This is a genomic window from Shewanella phaeophyticola, from assembly GCF_025398315.1.
In the GTDB taxonomy this organism is placed as follows: domain Bacteria; phylum Pseudomonadota; class Gammaproteobacteria; order Enterobacterales; family Shewanellaceae; genus Shewanella; species Shewanella phaeophyticola.
The window spans coordinates 2,630,024-2,645,823 of sequence record NZ_JAODOQ010000001.1 but is presented as its reverse complement, the minus strand read 5'-3'; the positions used below and the strand labels follow the sequence as shown (position 1 = coordinate 2,645,823).

General features: G+C 44.1%; 15 protein-coding genes and 2 pseudogenes. 14 read left to right on the top strand and 3 right to left on the bottom strand.

From position 1 onward, the window contains the following. The first annotated feature begins 29 nt into the window (after positions 1 to 29). From N4T56_RS22770 to N4T56_RS12230, 9 genes and pseudogenes are all read left to right on the top strand, one after another. Positions 30 to 278 carry a hypothetical protein gene (locus N4T56_RS22770; RefSeq protein ID WP_390904046.1) on the top strand — a complete coding sequence of 83 codons (249 nt, stop codon included), beginning with the start codon at positions 30 to 32 and terminating at the stop codon, positions 276 to 278. 94 nt (positions 279 to 372) lie between these two features. Then, positions 373 to 2,928: pseudogene (locus N4T56_RS12265) on the top strand (glycoside hydrolase family 3 protein); the annotation flags it as partial. 82 nt (positions 2,929 to 3,010) lie between these two features. Next, positions 3,011 to 3,577 (top strand): glycoside hydrolase family 16 protein, encoded by a 567-nt coding sequence (locus N4T56_RS12260; protein ID WP_315903047.1) that lies wholly within the window; start codon positions 3,011 to 3,013, stop codon positions 3,575 to 3,577. Next, positions 3,565 to 4,089 (top strand): glycoside hydrolase family 16 protein, encoded by a 525-nt coding sequence (locus N4T56_RS12255; protein ID WP_261734817.1) that lies wholly within the window; start codon positions 3,565 to 3,567, stop codon positions 4,087 to 4,089. Before N4T56_RS12260 ends, N4T56_RS12255 begins: the two co-directional genes overlap by 13 nt. A 341-nt stretch (positions 4,090 to 4,430) precedes the next feature. After that, a complete protein-coding gene (cysQ, locus tag N4T56_RS12250) occupies positions 4,431 to 5,231 on the top strand; it encodes a 3'(2'),5'-bisphosphate nucleotidase CysQ (RefSeq protein WP_261733428.1) in 801 nt (266 codons plus the stop codon). Between the two features lie 59 nt (positions 5,232 to 5,290). Further along, positions 5,291 to 6,196 (top strand): fructokinase, encoded by a 906-nt coding sequence (gene mak, locus N4T56_RS12245; RefSeq protein ID WP_261733427.1) that lies wholly within the window; start codon positions 5,291 to 5,293, stop codon positions 6,194 to 6,196. 448 nt (positions 6,197 to 6,644) lie between these two features. Continuing rightward, positions 6,645 to 7,424: a YdcF family protein gene (locus N4T56_RS12240; RefSeq protein ID WP_261733426.1), complete on the top strand. Its 780-nt coding sequence runs from the start codon at positions 6,645 to 6,647 to the stop codon at positions 7,422 to 7,424. Beyond that, entirely contained in the window at positions 7,425 to 8,123 is a 699-nt protein-coding gene (locus N4T56_RS12235) for a DUF2982 domain-containing protein (RefSeq protein ID WP_261733425.1), read from the top strand. Positions 8,124 to 8,129: 6 nt separating this feature from the next. Further along, entirely contained in the window at positions 8,130 to 8,531 is a 402-nt protein-coding gene (locus N4T56_RS12230; protein WP_261733424.1) for a GFA family protein, read from the top strand. Between the two features lie 19 nt (positions 8,532 to 8,550). On the opposite strand, the gene N4T56_RS12225 is transcribed toward N4T56_RS12230, so the two are convergent. The 3 genes from N4T56_RS12225 to galE all read right to left on the bottom strand — a co-directional run bounded on the left by N4T56_RS12225 (position 8,551) and on the right by galE (position 10,604). After that, positions 8,551 to 8,934, bottom strand: coding sequence for a bactofilin family protein (locus tag N4T56_RS12225; RefSeq protein WP_261733423.1), 384 nt, complete (start codon positions 8,932 to 8,934; stop codon positions 8,551 to 8,553). Between the two features lie 97 nt (positions 8,935 to 9,031). Continuing rightward, positions 9,032 to 9,517, bottom strand: a complete 486-nt coding sequence (napF, locus tag N4T56_RS12220) for a ferredoxin-type protein NapF (RefSeq protein ID WP_261733422.1) — start codon at positions 9,515 to 9,517, stop codon at positions 9,032 to 9,034. A gap of 64 nt (positions 9,518 to 9,581) precedes the next feature. Further along, a complete protein-coding gene (gene galE / locus N4T56_RS12215; protein ID WP_261733421.1) occupies positions 9,582 to 10,604 on the bottom strand; it encodes a UDP-glucose 4-epimerase GalE in 1,023 nt (340 codons plus the stop codon). A 248-nt stretch (positions 10,605 to 10,852) separates the two neighbouring features. On the opposite strand from galE, the gene phhA reads away from it, so the two are divergent. The 5 genes and pseudogenes from phhA to maiA all read left to right on the top strand — a co-directional run bounded on the left by phhA (position 10,853) and on the right by maiA (position 15,759). Next, complete coding sequence (phhA, locus tag N4T56_RS12210) at positions 10,853 to 11,650, top strand: phenylalanine 4-monooxygenase (RefSeq protein WP_261733420.1); 798 nt, start codon at positions 10,853 to 10,855, stop codon at positions 11,648 to 11,650. A gap of 78 nt (positions 11,651 to 11,728) precedes the next feature. Beyond that, positions 11,729 to 12,067, top strand: coding sequence for a 4a-hydroxytetrahydrobiopterin dehydratase (locus tag N4T56_RS12205; protein ID WP_261733419.1), 339 nt, complete (start codon positions 11,729 to 11,731; stop codon positions 12,065 to 12,067). Between the two features lie 161 nt (positions 12,068 to 12,228). After that, positions 12,229 to 13,767 (top strand): transcriptional regulator TyrR, encoded by a 1,539-nt coding sequence (gene tyrR, locus N4T56_RS12200; protein WP_261733418.1) that lies wholly within the window; start codon positions 12,229 to 12,231, stop codon positions 13,765 to 13,767. A gap of 236 nt (positions 13,768 to 14,003) precedes the next feature. Next, a pseudogene (locus tag N4T56_RS12195) lies at positions 14,004 to 14,990 on the top strand (fumarylacetoacetate hydrolase family protein). A 118-nt stretch (positions 14,991 to 15,108) separates the two neighbouring features. Continuing rightward, positions 15,109 to 15,759: a maleylacetoacetate isomerase gene (gene maiA / locus N4T56_RS12190; protein ID WP_261733417.1), complete on the top strand. Its 651-nt coding sequence runs from the start codon at positions 15,109 to 15,111 to the stop codon at positions 15,757 to 15,759. Positions 15,760 to 15,800: the final 41 nt, after the last annotated feature.

Genomic DNA, 15,800 nt, shown 5'->3' with positions numbered 1-15,800 from the left:
TATTGTTAGTGGGATTATGTAATTCAATTATGTTCCCAACTATTTTCAGCCTGGCGCTACAAGATTTAAAACAACATACCAGCCAAGGCTCAGGTATTTTATGTTTAGCCATTGTTGGCGGTGCGGTGTTACCGCTGTTACAAGGTATTTTGGCGGACAACTTAGGTATTCAATTAGCGTTTATCGTGCCGCTAGTATGTTACGGTTTCATTGGTTATTACGGTTTAGTAGGTTGCCACGCAGCGCGCCCTACCGCTAATGTTGAGCAACAAGGATAAGAACATCACATGACTATTATTTCTGTAAATACTGAGCGTAAATCAACCGCGCTGACGATGAAGGTAAGCTACTTAAGTTTAGTGGTTTTATTGAAGCCTAGGCGGTTGCGGCGAAACTCAACAAGTTGCACCTGCTAATAAGGTTACACCTGAAGCGGCCACAGTAAAAACTGACGCAAAAAACACGCTTGATTTATGGCCAGCATTAACGCCTGCTATTGCCAAAGATACTGAGCTTGAAGCTAAAATTATCGCGTTGGTAAGCAAGATGACGGTAGAGCAAAAAGTGGCGCAGATGATCCAGCCTGAAATTCGCGATATCACCGTTGAAGATATGCGCAAGTACGGTTTTGGTTCCTATCTCAATGGCGGCGGTGCTTACCCTAATAACGATAAGCATGCGACGCCAGCGGATTGGATTGCCTTAGCTGAATCGCTATATCAAGCCTCGGTTGACGACTCTGTCGATGGCATTAATATCCCGACAATGTGGGGAACTGACGCTGTACATGGTCATAATAATGTCATTGGGGCTACGCTATTTCCACACAACATCGGATTAGGTGCAGCCAATAACCCCAAGTTGATTGAACAAATTGCGGCGATTACGGCTAAAGAAGTCATGGTTACTGGTATTGATTGGGTATTTGCACCTACGGTAGCAGTAGTGAGAGATGACCGTTGAAGCCGCAGTTATGAAGGCTATTCTGAAGATCCAACCATTGTTAGAGATTACTCTTTTGCGATTGTAGAAGGTTTGCAAGGCGCCGTGAGTGGTGACTTTTTATCTGATCAACGCGTGCTGTCAACCGTTAAACATTTCTTAGGTGATGGCGGCACAGAAAAGGGTATTGATCAGGGCGACAATATTGCCAGTGAGCAAATGTTAGTCGATGTGCATGCTCAAGGTTATGTTGGCGGGTTAAATGCAGGCGCACAAAGTGTGATGGCCTCGTTTAATAGCTGGCATGGCGAAAAAAATCATGGCAATAAATACCTGCTGACAGATGTACTAAAAGATCGCATGGGTTTTGACGGTTTTGTGGTGGGCGATTGGAATGGCCATGGACAAATTCCGGGTTGTACTAATGAGTCGTGTGCTCAAGCGGCGAATGCTGGCTTAGATATCTTTATGGTACCTACAGCGGCATGGAAACCGTTATTTGAAAATACCGTAGCACAAGTCAACAGTGGCGAAATTAGTCAGGCTCGATTAGACGATGCGGTGTCACGTATTTTACGAGTTAAATTGAGAGCGGGTTTGTTTGACAAGCCAAGCCCTGCTAACCGTCCATTATCGGGTAAGACAGAGTTAATCGGTCAAGCAAGTCATCGTGAGGTTGCCCGCCAAGCGGTGCGTGAATCTTTGGTATTGCTGAAAAACAATCAAAATGTGTTGCCGCTTTCACCTAAGTTATCGGTTTTGGTGGCGGGTGATGCAGCCGACAATATTGGTAAGCAGTCTGGCGGCTGGACTATTACTTGGCAGGGTACCGACAACAAAAATGCCGACTTCCCTGGCGCAACATCGATTTACTCAGGTATTGAGCAAGTGGTCAATCAGGCCGGTGGTCAAGCGATGTTAAGTGTTAATGGCGAGTTTACTGAGCAACAAAAGCCAGATGTCGCCATTGTGGTCTTTGGTGAAGAGCCTTATGCGGAAGGCAATGGTGATATTGATAATTTAGAATATCAACGTGGTGATAAGCGCGACTTAGCCTTGCTAAAGCAGCTTAAAGCACAAGGCATTCCTGTGGTATCGGTATTTATCAGTGGCCGTCCAATGTGGGTGAATGCTGAATTTAATGCATCAGACGCCTTTGTTGCCGCATGGTTACCGGGCTCTGAAGGCCAGGGTATTGCCGATGTGTTGTTTACTGATGCAGACGGTAAGATCAAACATGACTTTGGTGGAAAATTGTCATTCTCGTGGCCAGCTACTCCACAACAAACTACGGTTAACGTACCTTTAGCAACAGAATCTGCTGAAGTTAAAGCGCAGTATCAGCCATTGATCCCATTTGGTTACGGGTTAACTTATCAGTCTACGGCCAGCGATGCAGTGATGCTTGATAATTTATCTGAAGACAATTTAGCCGCTGAGCAAACACTAGCCGACTTGCCATTATTTGAACGTGCGGTTAAATCACCTTGGTCAATGTACATTGCTAATAGCGTTGAGCGCCAAGCTCTGTCGAGCAGTGTGGCACAAAACAATGCGTTAACCATTCGTACCATGGATCGCGTCGTGCAAGAAGATGCCCGCTTGGTGTCATTTAATGGCAGCGAGCAAGGCGTAGTTGGCTTAATCAGTAACTTCCCGCGTGACTTTAGAGCTTATAGCAATAGTGATTCAGCGTTGTCGCTAAGTATTAAATCGACCACATCATTACAAAAGCCACTTTGGTTAGGTATGGCTTGCGAAGGTGATTGTCGTCAGCAAGTTGATATTGCACAGCAAGTGAATAGCAAGTTGGGTGAATGGCAGAGTATTAGCGTGTCTTTGGCGTGTTTTGCTCGCGAGCCAATGGACTTTGGCAAAATTACTATGCCGTTCTATCTTGCGACAGAGGCTAAAGGTGACATCAGTTTCAGTGATGTAGTGATTCAAGCTCAGCCGAGCGACAACACGATTCAATGTAACGAGTAAATTGCTCTGTAATGCTCGGCCAGACTGACTAATATTCCAGTCAGTCTGGCCAAGCTCAAGCTTAAATTAGGTATTGAACAAGATGAGCAGAATATTGAAGCGTATTGGTAGCAACAATTCATTTTTACCCAAATTAACCACTTTGACGTTAGTGCCGTTAATTATCTCGGGTTGCCAAACAGTTGACGACGAGCAAACTCATAGCGCAAACAGTCTAGGCACTCATTCCTGGAAAATGGTATGGCAAGATGAGTTTGAGGGTAATGAAGTTAATACTGATAAATGGAGTTTTGCAGTTGATTGTTATGGCGGCGGCAATAATGAAGCACAGTGTTATACCTCAAGATCTGAAAATGCTTCTGTTGCCGATGGTTTACTGACCATTAGCGCAATTAAAGAGCGTTTTTCTGGACCTGCTGTCAATGACGCTGACCCGAGTTATGATGCTAATGACACCAGTAAAACCATGGAATATACCTCGGCGCGCCTGGTATCTAAAAACAAAGGCGATTGGAAATACGGCCGTTTTGAAATTCGTGCAAAATTGCCCCAAGGCCAAGGTACATGGCCAGCAATTTGGATGCTTCCAACCGATTGGGTATATGGCCATGGGCAGGCTCAGGTGAAATTGACATCATGGAAGCGGTGAATCTTAAGGTCGAAGTCGACGGCAAAGCTCCAGTGGCGTCGATTCACGGCACCTTACATTACGGCAAACAATGGCCTAATAATGTTTATACGGGTCAGGAGTATCATTTAGCGAATAATACTAATCCCGCAGATGATTTTCATGTTTACGCCGTTGAATGGCAACAAGATGAAATACGCTGGTATGTGGATGATGTTCATTTTGCCACGCAACGTTCATCTGGCTGGTATAGCCAATATGTCGACGATAAGGGAGAAACCGTTAACGCGCCCAATGATGCGCCTTTTAATCAAGCATTTCATCTGTTGCTAAATCTTGCTGTGGGTGGCGATTGGGCAGCAAATGTGCATAACAAAGGCATTGATCCAGCAGTATTTCCACAATCGATGTTAGTGGATTATGTTCGGGTTTATCAATGTGCAAACTCACCAAGTACTGGTGCAGGCTGTGAAACCATTGATGATAATGCGGTGCTGGTTTCTGGCAAAACGTTAACCAGCGCAGCACCATAGCCTTGATTATTGTTATTATTGCTATTGGCACTCATTTTTTTAGTCGGTTAACCATATCGCGACCCCAGTGCTTTTGGGCTTTTCACGCGATGAGAATAGCGATAGCGTGATTGAATACGAATGCAAAGATGCACTGTTTGCTTTGAGCAGCGCAACGCTTAGCTTAGTATCGAGCAACAAGACAAAGTGTTATCGATTTGTTGTGGTGATGTGAGGTTTTTAACGACGGATTTGTGCGTTTGGGTTTAACTACGAACAAATGATTATATCAATTTATGATGCGAACGATGGCATAATGTTATAAATGGTATCGGACTGCTTATTATTTTTAAGGAATTGATTTGTCGAACATTACATTTTCAGCCGCGGATTTACACAAGGTTATTGAACTGGCCAAAAAGGCTGGCGACGCCATTATGCAGGTATATGCTCAATCTGATTTAGGGGTTGAAGTTAAGCAAGATGACAGTCCGGTCACTGCGGCTGATATCGCCAGTCATAATGTAATTGTTGCTGGGCTGAAGCGTCATTTCGCTGCTATAGCCGTGATGAGTGAAGAGGCGGCTGATATTAGTTGGACCGAAAGACAAACCTGGCAAACCTACTGGTTAATTGATCCTCTTGATGGCACCAAAGAGTTTATTAAACGCAACGGCGAGTTTACCGTCAATATTGCGCTTATTCATCAAGGCAAAGCGGTTGCGGGTGTGGTTTATGCCCCAGTATTGAAAAAGTGTTATAGCGGCATTCTCGGTCAAGGTGCCTGGCTTGAGCAAGGTGGCACGGTCACCTCGCTCGATATTAGCGAGCGCCAGATACAAACCCCGCCCATTGTTGTGGGCAGTCGCTCGCACGTGAGCCCAGATGTTGCTCAGTATTTAGAACAGGTCGGCGAGCATAATATGCTCAGTGTCGGCAGTTCATTAAAGTTTTGTATGGTGGCCGAAGGCCAAGCAGATGTGTACCCAAGGCTTGGGTTAACCAGCGAATGGGACACTGCAGCCGCGCAAGCTGTTTTAGAAAGTGCAGGTGGGGTTGTATTGGCTTATCCAGCCATGACACCACTTGAATATAATCAAAAAGAAAACATTTTAAATCCATATTTTATTGCTGCGTCACCGGCGTGGTTTGCAAAAAGTTAGGTGTTACCTCACTTTGCTGATATGGAAATAATTTTACATTGATAATGGAGAGGCTAGTTATGATGCGCATGGGCGTCGATCTCGGTGGTACCAAAATTGAAATAGTGGCGTTAGCCGAAGATGGCACTGAAATCTTCAGAAAGCGTATCCCTACTCCTAGAAATTATCCTGGCACCGTAGAAGCTATTGTCAGCCTAGTGACTGATGCTGAAACAGCAACAAAACAAACCGGATCTGTGGGGGTTGGTATTCCAGGTGTGGTGTCGCCCTTTACCGGTTTGGTTAAAAACTCAAACTCAACTTGGATTAACGGTCACCCGTTAGATAAAGATTTAAGTGATGTTTTAAACCGTGAAGTACGTGTGGCCAATGATGCAAACTGTTTTGCGGTATCAGAAGCTGTCGACGGCGCAGCAGCCGGTAAAGGTGTGGTATTTGGTGGTATTATTGGCACCGGCTGTGGTGCTGGTATTGCAATAAATGGTCGTGTACATGCTGGTGGCAATGGCATTGGCGGCGAATGGGGGCATAACCCATTACCATGGATGACCCCTGATGAATTCAATTCCACCACGTGTTTTTGTGGAAATCGTGATTGTATTGAAACCTTTATTTCTGGTACGGGCTTTGTGCGTGATTTTCGTGAGGCGGGTGGCGATGCTACTAGTGGGATTCAAATTGCTGAAATGATGGCGCAGGGCGACCCATTAGCCACTGCCGCATTTGAGCGCTACATTGATCGTTTAGCACGTTCGTTAGCGCATGTGATTAACATGATGAATCCAGACATGATTGTATTAGGTGGCGGTGTGTCAAACATTGATGCGATTTATACTGAGTTGCCTAAAGTGCTGCCTAAATATGTGGTGAGTCGAGAGTGTGAGACCCAAGTTGTTAAAAATAAATTTGGGGCATCATCAGGTGTTCGCGGCGCAGCGTGGCTGTGGGGCAAAGACGAAAAGTAGGTTTACCCAATTTTGCGTGGTATCTAAGCGGCACTTAATAGTGCCGTTTTTGTTTTGTGCAGACTAAGTTACACTAGCGCCAATATTATACCATTTCCATTAATTATGTGACCAATCAGAGTCGCTCAGACTGTTCAGTTTGAGGCGCATTGTTGAAATAATGGTTATTCCCTTCTAAGGCAATGCAACAAAGAAATGGACAGTCTGAGCGCCTCCTGCAAGGCGGGTTTCTGTGCCTTCTATGTTGCTTAATAGGATTTTGACGTACGACTGCATGGATGCAGGAGGTAGAGCAACGCAGGAGCAGTTGCCGAGAGCAACTATGCCTACAATCCTATTACTTGCCTAGAAGGCACAGAATTACCGCTGAATGACCAGATAATTAGTGGAATTGGTATTAGAATCTAAGTTGGTATTACTGACTGAATAAAGATTGAGTGAATGATTGATGTTTTGGTTAAAAAAAGTCTTGTCGCAATTGGTGATGCCCATTCCGTTAACTGTGTTGCTATTATTGATTGCTGCGTTATTGTGGCGCAGCCAACGTCAATTGCTGCTTAAGTTCGGTAAAGCCAGTTTATCACTCGCCATAGCTGTGCTGCTGTTGTGCAGTCAGTCTCAAGTTAGCTATTGGTTAACTCACTCATTAGAATCACGTTATGCACCTAATAATCAGCTAAAAACTGGATCCTGTGTGGTGATGGTACTTGGCTCAAGTAATACCGAAAAGCCTGGATTAACAGCAGTACAGCAGTTATCTGCCACGGCATTAGCGCGCTTGAGTGAAGGGATCCGGCAACTGAGTTTGGGACAAGCTTGCACCTTAGTGGTAAGTGGTTACAGTGGCGGCCAACAACCGACACCTCATGCTAGTATAATGGCTAAAGCGGCTGTTGAGCTTGGGGTTAACCCAGCCAATATCATTAAGTTTGAACAGCCCAAAGATACCATTGAAGAAGCATACGCATTACAGCAATTAATCGGCCAGCAACCTTTTACACTGGTAACCTCTGCCACCCATATGCCACGTGCAGTGAGTATTTTTACTCAATTAGGCATGCGGCCACAGCCAGCGCCAACCAATTTTATTGCTCACAAGGGCTTTTGGTGGCGTCTTGATGCTGAGCAGTTAAATGCATCGCAACGCTCAATTCATGAATATGTCGGTATGCTTTGGCTACAAATTAAAGGGTTATCTGCACAGCAGAATACCAAGGAGACACTTTAAATGACCGATGAGTTATCGATCAGTCCTTTTTCTAAACGCAACGGCATTACCTTAACCCTGCTTGGTACGCTGAGCATGTTTATAAGTTTGGTTATTTTTATTGCCTTTGGTAGCTTGTTTGCACTCGGTATGATGTTTTTTGCGCTGGGTTCAGTGGGCTTAATTTTAGGTGTCGCCAAAGTGTATCAGCCTGCCGTGAGTTTTAAATTAACCGCAGAAGGCATGGCCTTTTTCCATCGTCGCGGCCAGGTGTTTATTAAGTGGGATAATATTCAACGCCTTGATAATGTAAGAGTAAACCAAAATCTACAGTTAATTGAGCTGCCCTATATCGGCGTTAAACTTAAACAAATCAATCCAATTTTAGACTGTATCTCGCCGCGTTTAGCGACCGGCCTGTTAACTGAGCAACGACCGCTATTAATGACTGCAGCCACTCAAGATGAAGATTTACAAAGTCTAGAGGGATATTTAGGCACTGAATATACGCCGTTAATCGTTAATGGCGATCGTTATCGAGGTGTGCTTGCGATGTTTGGTCACCGCTGTCAAACCTTAAATGAGCAACTGGGGTATCATCTTTACTTGTCGATAGACAGTGTTGATCGCGACCCAAAAGAGTTTGTTAGCTTGTTACGCCAGTGGCAGCAGTCGAACCAAGCAGCCAAGTTGGCTGAGGTGCATTTACAAAGGGAATAATTAACCATGCTATTAACAGGCGGGTGTTTATGTGGCGCTATTCGTTACCAGACAACTAACATGCCATTTGATGCCGATCATTGCCATTGTAGCCAATGCCGTAAAAGTGCAGGTGCGGTGGTGATGAGTTGGATGGATTTTAATACCGAACAGGTAACATGGCTGCAAGGGCAGGTCACAGAGTTTGCTTCTTCTGCTGGTATTCGTCGTGGTTTTTGTCAGCGATGTGGTACCAGTATGACCTATCGACATGTGGATTACCCGCAGTACTGCACTTTGTCGATAGCATCACTTGATGACCCTAACAAAGTGCAACCCACATATCATATTTATACCAATGAGCAGGTCAGTTGGTTAACCATAGAGGACACTTGCCAGCGTTTTAAGACCAATAAAACCAGCACATAACCAAAGTATTAACCCAAATTTAAGCATTGTCAGCGGTTTTTGCGTCTGTTTTGGCTGATGTGGACGAGAGTGAGTCACGATGACGATAACCTAAAAATTGGCCACCATCTAAAATTTCAATGTGTTCACAATAGGCATCGCCTTCAAAAATACCTTGTTCATGTAAGGTGATTTTTTTGCAGCGCGCTTCACCTGACGATTGCCCCGCAATCATTAATTCGCGGCATAAAATATCCCCATCAACCGTACCACTGGTTTCTATGGTGACATTGCCTTGTGCCTGAATATCGCCACTAACATGGCCAGCAATCAATACATCTCCACTGAAAATAAGCTTTCCAGTTAAGTGACATTCTTGAGCGATAAAGCTCAACGGATTTACCGGATTTTTTTGACCAAACATCTTAGTGCCCTTGGGTATATGGCTAAATAGGGGTGCTAATATAGCGTTAAAATAAGTATAACAAAACGACAATCTGTGGGTTTTGTTAACTAACGACTTACTCAGTGGGCATCAACGTAATGGCATCGGCCGGACAAGGTGATACACATGCGCCGCAGCCAGTACAGGCATCGATATCAATCACGGGTTTTGGCACTTGACTCACGGCCATATTAAAACTAATCGCACGTGGCTCACAGGCATCTTTACAACTTTGGCACCAGACACCTTTAGCGGTTAAGCAGTTGTCTTTTATGCTGGCAACATTAGTCCATGGTTGTGCCAACGTGGTATCAAAAACTGGCTCTGGGCACACTTCAACGCATTGTTTACAAAAGGTGCACTCGTCATTGCTGAAATCGATTTCAGGGAACCCACCTTCACCACGCTTAATGATTTGAGTTTCACACACGTTAATGCATTTATCACAACGGGTGCAATTATCTGTAAATGCTCGTTCTGGCTTGCTCCACGGCGGGCGAATAACATTGGTTTTGCGGCGGCTAAAGAGATTGCGGCGACTTTGGTTAATACCTTGGGTCATTTATATTCCAATAACTGTATTAATTGCTGCAGCAAATATTAGCATTAGCTGCAGCAAAAAATTGTTAAGCGCTTGGCAATTTATACCCATCAGGGTTATTTGATTGCCACTTCCAGCTGCTGCTCGCCATATCTTCAACGCTATGGGTTGCGCGCCAGTCTAATTGTGCAGCGGCGAAACTTGGGTCGGCATAACAGGCCGCAATATCACCCGGGCGACGAGGACTGATTTGATACGCAATGGTTTTGCCACAAGCTTTTTCAAATGCTTTTACCATGTCCAAAACACTATAGCCAATGCCGGTGCCTAAGTTATAAGTCACTAAGCCTGGTTTAGTTTGCAGCTTTTTAAGCGCTTGTAAGTGGCCAATGGCTAAATCGACCACATGAATATAATCACGTACGCCAGTACCATCTGGGGTGTTGTAATCATTACCAAATACACTTAACTGTTCGCGTTTACCCACAGCAACCTGAGCAATAAACGGCATTAAGTTATTGGGAATATCATTTGGGTCTTCACCAATTAAGCCACTTTCGTGGGCGCCAACCGGATTAAAGTAGCGTAAGCGGGCAATGTTCCAGCTGTTATCTGACTGATATAAATCCGCTAAAATATACTCAACCATCAATTTGGATTGGCCGTACGGGTTAGTCGCACCAGTAGGGAAATCTTCTTTAATCGGTAAGCTAGCTGGGTCGCCATATACGGTTGCCGATGAGCTAAACACTAGATTTTTGACGTTATGTTCCGCCATCACTTGGCACAAAATAATGGTGCCGGTGACATTGTTTTCATAATATTTAAGCGGTTTTGCAACAGATTCGCCAACGGCTTTTAAGCCAGCAAAATGAATAACAGATTCAATACTATGATCGACAAATACTTTTTGCAGTAAAGCTTTATTGAGGATGTCACCTTGAAAAAAGGTGACATCTTTACCCGTAATCGTACGAACCCTTGCTAATGCCTCAACACTTGAATTTGATAAATTGTCTACGATGACCACTTCCTGTCCAGCATTTAGCAGCTCCACGACTGTGTGCGTACCTATATAGCCAGCGCCACCGGTTACCAAAATTGCCATAGTTTAATCGTCCTGTGAATAAATGAGCCATGTTGGTCTACATTGTAAATTATCACAGTACAAGTATCAGTAAAATAATTGATATCACTCCTAAATTATCGCTATTTGTTAAAGGGGGATCTTGGGCTTGTATTCATTTGTTTACATTTAGTACTGCATTATTGGCAGACAATAAACTGTGAAGTAGTTAACAAAAGCACAAGGTTAGCACACTATGTAGAGAGTGAAGTTTACGTAAAGTGGAACCTATGACGACAGCAACAACTTATATTGCCCATCAAGCTGATGCCCAAGGTTATATTGATTACTCAGAACATGAGAATCAATTATGGCAGCAGCTATATCAACGCCAGGTGAACAATATGCCCGGGCGTGCTTGCCCTGCGTATTTGCAAGGTTTAGATGCATTAGCCATGTCGGTTGACCGCATTCCGCAGTTGCCTGAAATTGACAAGGTGTTATTGGATGCGACGGGTTGGAAAACCGCAGCTGTGCCAGCATTGATATCATTTGGACGTTTTTTTGAGCTACTCGCCAATAAAGCGTTTCCAGTGGCAACATTTATCCGCAGTAAAGAAGAGTTCGATTACCTTCAAGAGCCTGATATTTTTCATGAAATATTTGGACACTGCCCATTACTCACCAACCCATCATTTGCGCATTTTTCGCATATGTATGGTCAGTTAGGCCTCGCGGCAACCAAAGAGCAGCGGGTATTTTTAGCGCGTTTGTACTGGTTTACCATTGAGTTTGGTTTAGTACAGGCTAAAGATGAACCTTTACAAATTTATGGCGGCGGCATTTTAAGTTCGCCCGGTGAAACCATGTATGCGTTTAGCGATAAACCAGAGCGCAGACCGTTTGATTTGCTCGATGTACTGCGCACCCCATATCGGATTGACATTATGCAGCCCATTTATTACGTGATTGAAAATATTGATTACTTAGATGAAATTGCACGAATGGACATTATGAGTATGGTGAAAAAAGCGCAACAATTGGGCATGTTTGAGCCTAAGTTTTCACTCAAAAATCAAGCTAGTTAACCCATGATGGCAGTTGAGCAAAGCAACAATGTTTGAGCCTACAGTCACTACAGCATTACATTAAGCCAAGGAGTACCAATGAACGCATTAACCGAGATGAAGTGTGAAGCTTGCCAGGCTGACGCCCCAAAAGTCACCGAGGCAGAATTAGCCGAGCTTATCGGCATGATCCCAGATTGGCGAGTAGAGGTTCGTGACGGCATTATGCAATTAGAGCGTGTTTATAAATTTAAAAATTTTAAGTTGGCTATGGCTTTTACCAATAAACTGGCCGACTTAGCCGAAGCTGAGTTTCATCATCCAGGTATTTTAACCGAATGGGGTAAGGTCACCGTAACCTGGTGGTCGCACTCGATTAAAGGTTTACACAAGAATGACTTCATTATGGCTGCCAAGACCGACCAGTTATTAGACTAACGATATTGACATTTATTTCAGCATGTTACGTTAACGTAACATGCTGAATAATTTGTCTGTTACAATTCTACTGTAAACTTCGCTTGCCACCGAAGCAATATCCCTCTAACGTTGTGACAAATTTCCGCAACAAAACATTAATAACTAGGGAATCGTTACATATGCGTTTGGAAGTCAGTTGTATTGATCGCGTGGGTTTAGCGAAAGACATCCTCGTCGTGCTTGAAAAACATGGCATTAACTTAATTGCCATTGATGCCAGTAATAAAGGTTTCCTATTTTTGCAATTCGCAGAAATCAGTTTCGAAACCTTACGAGAATTAATGCCGCAAATTCGAAAAGTCGAAAGCGTGCATGACGTTCGTACCGTGTCTTTTATGCCGTCTGAGCAAGAACACTACGCGTTAAAAACATTACTTAAAACCTTGCCTGATTCGGTGTTTTCAATCGACACCAAGAGCCGTATTCGTATTGCCAATGAGTCAGCTCTGCTGACTTTGGATATGGCAGAGCATGAGGTGGTCGAAGAATCGTTAAATCATTGGGTGCAAGGTTTTAACTTTGCTCGCTGGATGAGTGAAACCCCAGTACTGGCTCAAGCTACACGGGTGCAAATTAATTCCAATGAATATTTAGCAGAAATGCTACCGATTTATTTACCTGACGATAACGACACCACTATTTTAGCTGGTGCAGTGGTGTCGCTTAAATCACCTGCCAGAGTCGGCAAGCAATTTAATGCGCTGCAAAATCAAACCACAGGTTTTGATAACGTTTTAGCGATGAGCGATAAAATGAAGGACGTGTTAAAGCAAGCCAAACGTATGGCTCAGCTAGACGCGCCGTTATTGATAACCGGCGAAACAGGAACGGGTAAAGAGTTAATGACTCGTGCTAGCCACGATGCCAGCATGCGCCGCGAACACCCCTTTATTGCCATAAACTGCGCGGCATTGCCTGATAGCGTCGCCGAAGAAGAGCTGTTTGGCTTTGTTAGCAATGGCACTGTGGTTAAGCGTGGCTTATTTGAGGAAGGAAAAGGCGGCACGGTATTTTTAGATGAAATTGCCGAAATGTCCAAAGCTGCCCAGGTTAAGTTGTTACGTTTATTGCAAGATGGCACGTTTAGACGTATTGGTGGTGATGAAGAAGTGCGAGCCGATGTACGCATTATCTGCTCTACCCAGAAAAACCTCGCAGAGTTGTGCCAAACCGGTGAGTTTAGAGAAGATTTATACTACCGCATCCATGTGTTGAGTTATCACATGCCGTCTCTGCGTGAGCGTCGTGTAGATGTTATCCCGCTTACAGAGATGTTTTTAGAGCACTATAGTCAACAGCTATCAAGTCCGCTGCGACGTATTTCAGCCAGTTGCCGTGACTATCTGTTTACGTATGCCTGGCCGGGCAATGTTCGCCAACTTAAAAATGCTATTTTTAGAGCCGTGTCCATGTGGGATGGCTCGACAGAGTTGACCGTTGAGCAGCTTAAACTGCCATCATATGCTGAAGGTTTTGGTTATTTTGACGAAGAGTTTGAAGGCACACTAGATGAAGCCATGAAAGACTATGAGGCGGGGTTACTGCGTCGGCTATACCCAGCTTACCCAAGTACTCGCCAGTTGGCGAAAAAGCTTGGAGTGTCGCATACCGCCATTGCCAATAAACTGCGCGACTACAATATTAGCAAGAAAAAATAATGTAACGATTTAATGCCAGCTAACGTGTTGGCATTTTGGCCATTTAATACCAATCCGCATTGGCAAGGTTTTTTATCGTTTGTAAATAATAATGTACAAATCACGGTTTGCATGGGTAAAGCGTGATTTGCCACAGGCTATAGGATTTAACGGCTTTATATGGCCACAATGAGTGAGTTAAGCCATTCAAGCTAGTGAGACTCAGCGCGAATGCCACCCAGAATTTAGGAGCACCAATGAAACTTGCAAGTTATCACAACGGACGTCGCGACGGCCAATTGATGTTAGTCAGTAAAGATTTGACCAAAACGGTCGCAGTGCCAGCCATTGCTAAAACAATGCAGCAGTTACTCGATGCTTGGGATTTATTGTATCCACAATTAAGCGAATTATATGACGCACTCAATGATGGCCAAATGGATAACGCCATCGCCTTTGATGAGTCACGTTGTTTATCGCCATTACCGCGTGCCTATCAATGGGCTGACGGTAGCGCTTATGTTAACCACGTAGAGCTAGTTCGTAAGGCTCGCGGCGCTGAAATGCCAGAATCATTTTGGACTAGATCCACTCGTGTATCAAGGCGGCTCAGACAGCTTTATTGCACCTAAAGCCGACATTGAAATGGCCAGTGAAGAGTATGGCATTGATTTTGAATCAGAAATTGCTATCGTCACTGATGATGTTGCCATGGGCGTATCGACAGACAAGGCTGCAAAGCACATCAAGTTGCTCATGTTGGTGAATGATGTGTCATTGCGTAATTTAATCCCAGGTGAACTGGCTAAAGGGTTTGGTTTTTTCAATCTAAACCATCAAGTGCGTTTTCACCGGTAGCGATTACGCCAGATGAGCTGGGCGACAAGTGGCAAGACAGCAAAGTGCATTTACCCTTAGTGACTCACTTAAACAGTGAGTTGTTTGGTCGCCCGAATGCCGGCATCGACATGACATTTAACTTTAGCCAGTTAGTTTCACATGTGGCTAAAACTCGCCCACTTGCTGCTGGCGCTATTATTGGCTCAGGCACCATTTCAAACTATGACCGCAGTGCAGGCTCTAGTTGTTTGGCTGAAAAGCGCATGCTAGAAATGATTGCCGACGGCAAAGCCTCTACCCCTTTTATGCATTTTGGTGACACTGTTCGCATTGAAATGTTTGATGAAAATGGCGTGAGTATTTTTGGCTCTATCGACCAGAAAGTTGTTGAATATAAAGCGTAAAGGTTCTGTAGCGATTTTTTTAAAAGGCAATAACGCATCATCGTTATTGCCTTTTTCATTATTGATGACTCAACAATTTAAAAATAAAAAGCGATAAAAACAATAAAGAGGATAACAGATGAAACTCTATGGTTATTGGCGCTCAAGCGCTGCATATCGTGTGCGTATTGCGTTAAATTTAAAGCAATTATCGGCAGAGCAGATTTCAATTCATTTGGTGAAAAATGGCGGTGAGCAGCATTCGCAGGCTTATGATCGATTAAATCCGCAACATTTAGTGCCCACTCTTGTTGATAATGGCATTGATGCTGAGCTGAGTTTGTCGCAATCATTGGCGATTATTGAATACCTTGAAGAAAAGCACCCGCAGATAGCATTATTGCCGAGCAATATAGAGCATCGCGCCATCGTGCGCAGTATGGCACAAGCGATTGCGTGTGAAATTCACCCACTAGACAATTTACGGGTACTGCAATATTTAACGAACGACATGGGCGTGCCTGAAGACGATAAAATGCGTTGGTATCATCATTGGATTATTGTCGGATTTACGGCATTAGAGGCACAATTAAGCCAGTATTCTGGGCGTTTTTGTTTTGGCGATACACCAACACTTGCCGACATTTGTTTAGTACCACAAGTGTATAATGCGAAACGCTTTAATGTTCCGCTTGATGATTTTCCTCATATTGTTCGCATTGACCAGACTTGTAACCAATTAGCCCCTTTTGCCGAGGCCGCGCCAGAGATGCAACACGATGCCTGCTAATTGAGACAGCATTACTTTATAAACTTTAAAATTGCACCTAA

What these genes read in the sequence shown, in the direction of transcription:
- maiA (WP_261733417.1), top strand. Translation starts at nt 15,109, where the DNA reads ATGAAACTCTATGGTTATTGGCGCTCAAGCGCTGCATATCGTGTGCGT.
- N4T56_RS22770 (WP_390904046.1), top strand. Translation starts at nt 30, where the DNA reads ATGTTCCCAACTATTTTCAGCCTGGCGCTACAAGATTTAAAACAACAT.
- phhA (WP_261733420.1), top strand. Translation starts at nt 10,853, where the DNA reads ATGACGACAGCAACAACTTATATTGCCCATCAAGCTGATGCCCAAGGT.
- galE (WP_261733421.1), bottom strand. Translation starts at nt 10,604, where the DNA reads ATGGCAATTTTGGTAACCGGTGGCGCTGGCTATATAGGTACGCACACA.
- N4T56_RS12230 (WP_261733424.1), top strand. Translation starts at nt 8,130, where the DNA reads ATGCTATTAACAGGCGGGTGTTTATGTGGCGCTATTCGTTACCAGACA.
- tyrR (WP_261733418.1), top strand. Translation starts at nt 12,229, where the DNA reads ATGCGTTTGGAAGTCAGTTGTATTGATCGCGTGGGTTTAGCGAAAGAC.
- mak (WP_261733427.1), top strand. Translation starts at nt 5,291, where the DNA reads ATGATGCGCATGGGCGTCGATCTCGGTGGTACCAAAATTGAAATAGTG.
- N4T56_RS12205 (WP_261733419.1), top strand. Translation starts at nt 11,729, where the DNA reads ATGAACGCATTAACCGAGATGAAGTGTGAAGCTTGCCAGGCTGACGCC.
- N4T56_RS12260 (WP_315903047.1), top strand. Translation starts at nt 3,011, where the DNA reads ATGAGCAGAATATTGAAGCGTATTGGTAGCAACAATTCATTTTTACCC.
- N4T56_RS12240 (WP_261733426.1), top strand. Translation starts at nt 6,645, where the DNA reads ATGTTTTGGTTAAAAAAAGTCTTGTCGCAATTGGTGATGCCCATTCCG.
- napF (WP_261733422.1), bottom strand. Translation starts at nt 9,517, where the DNA reads ATGACCCAAGGTATTAACCAAAGTCGCCGCAATCTCTTTAGCCGCCGC.
- N4T56_RS12225 (WP_261733423.1), bottom strand. Translation starts at nt 8,934, where the DNA reads ATGTTTGGTCAAAAAAATCCGGTAAATCCGTTGAGCTTTATCGCTCAA.
- N4T56_RS12235 (WP_261733425.1), top strand. Translation starts at nt 7,425, where the DNA reads ATGACCGATGAGTTATCGATCAGTCCTTTTTCTAAACGCAACGGCATT.
- N4T56_RS12255 (WP_261734817.1), top strand. Translation starts at nt 3,565, where the DNA reads ATGGAAGCGGTGAATCTTAAGGTCGAAGTCGACGGCAAAGCTCCAGTG.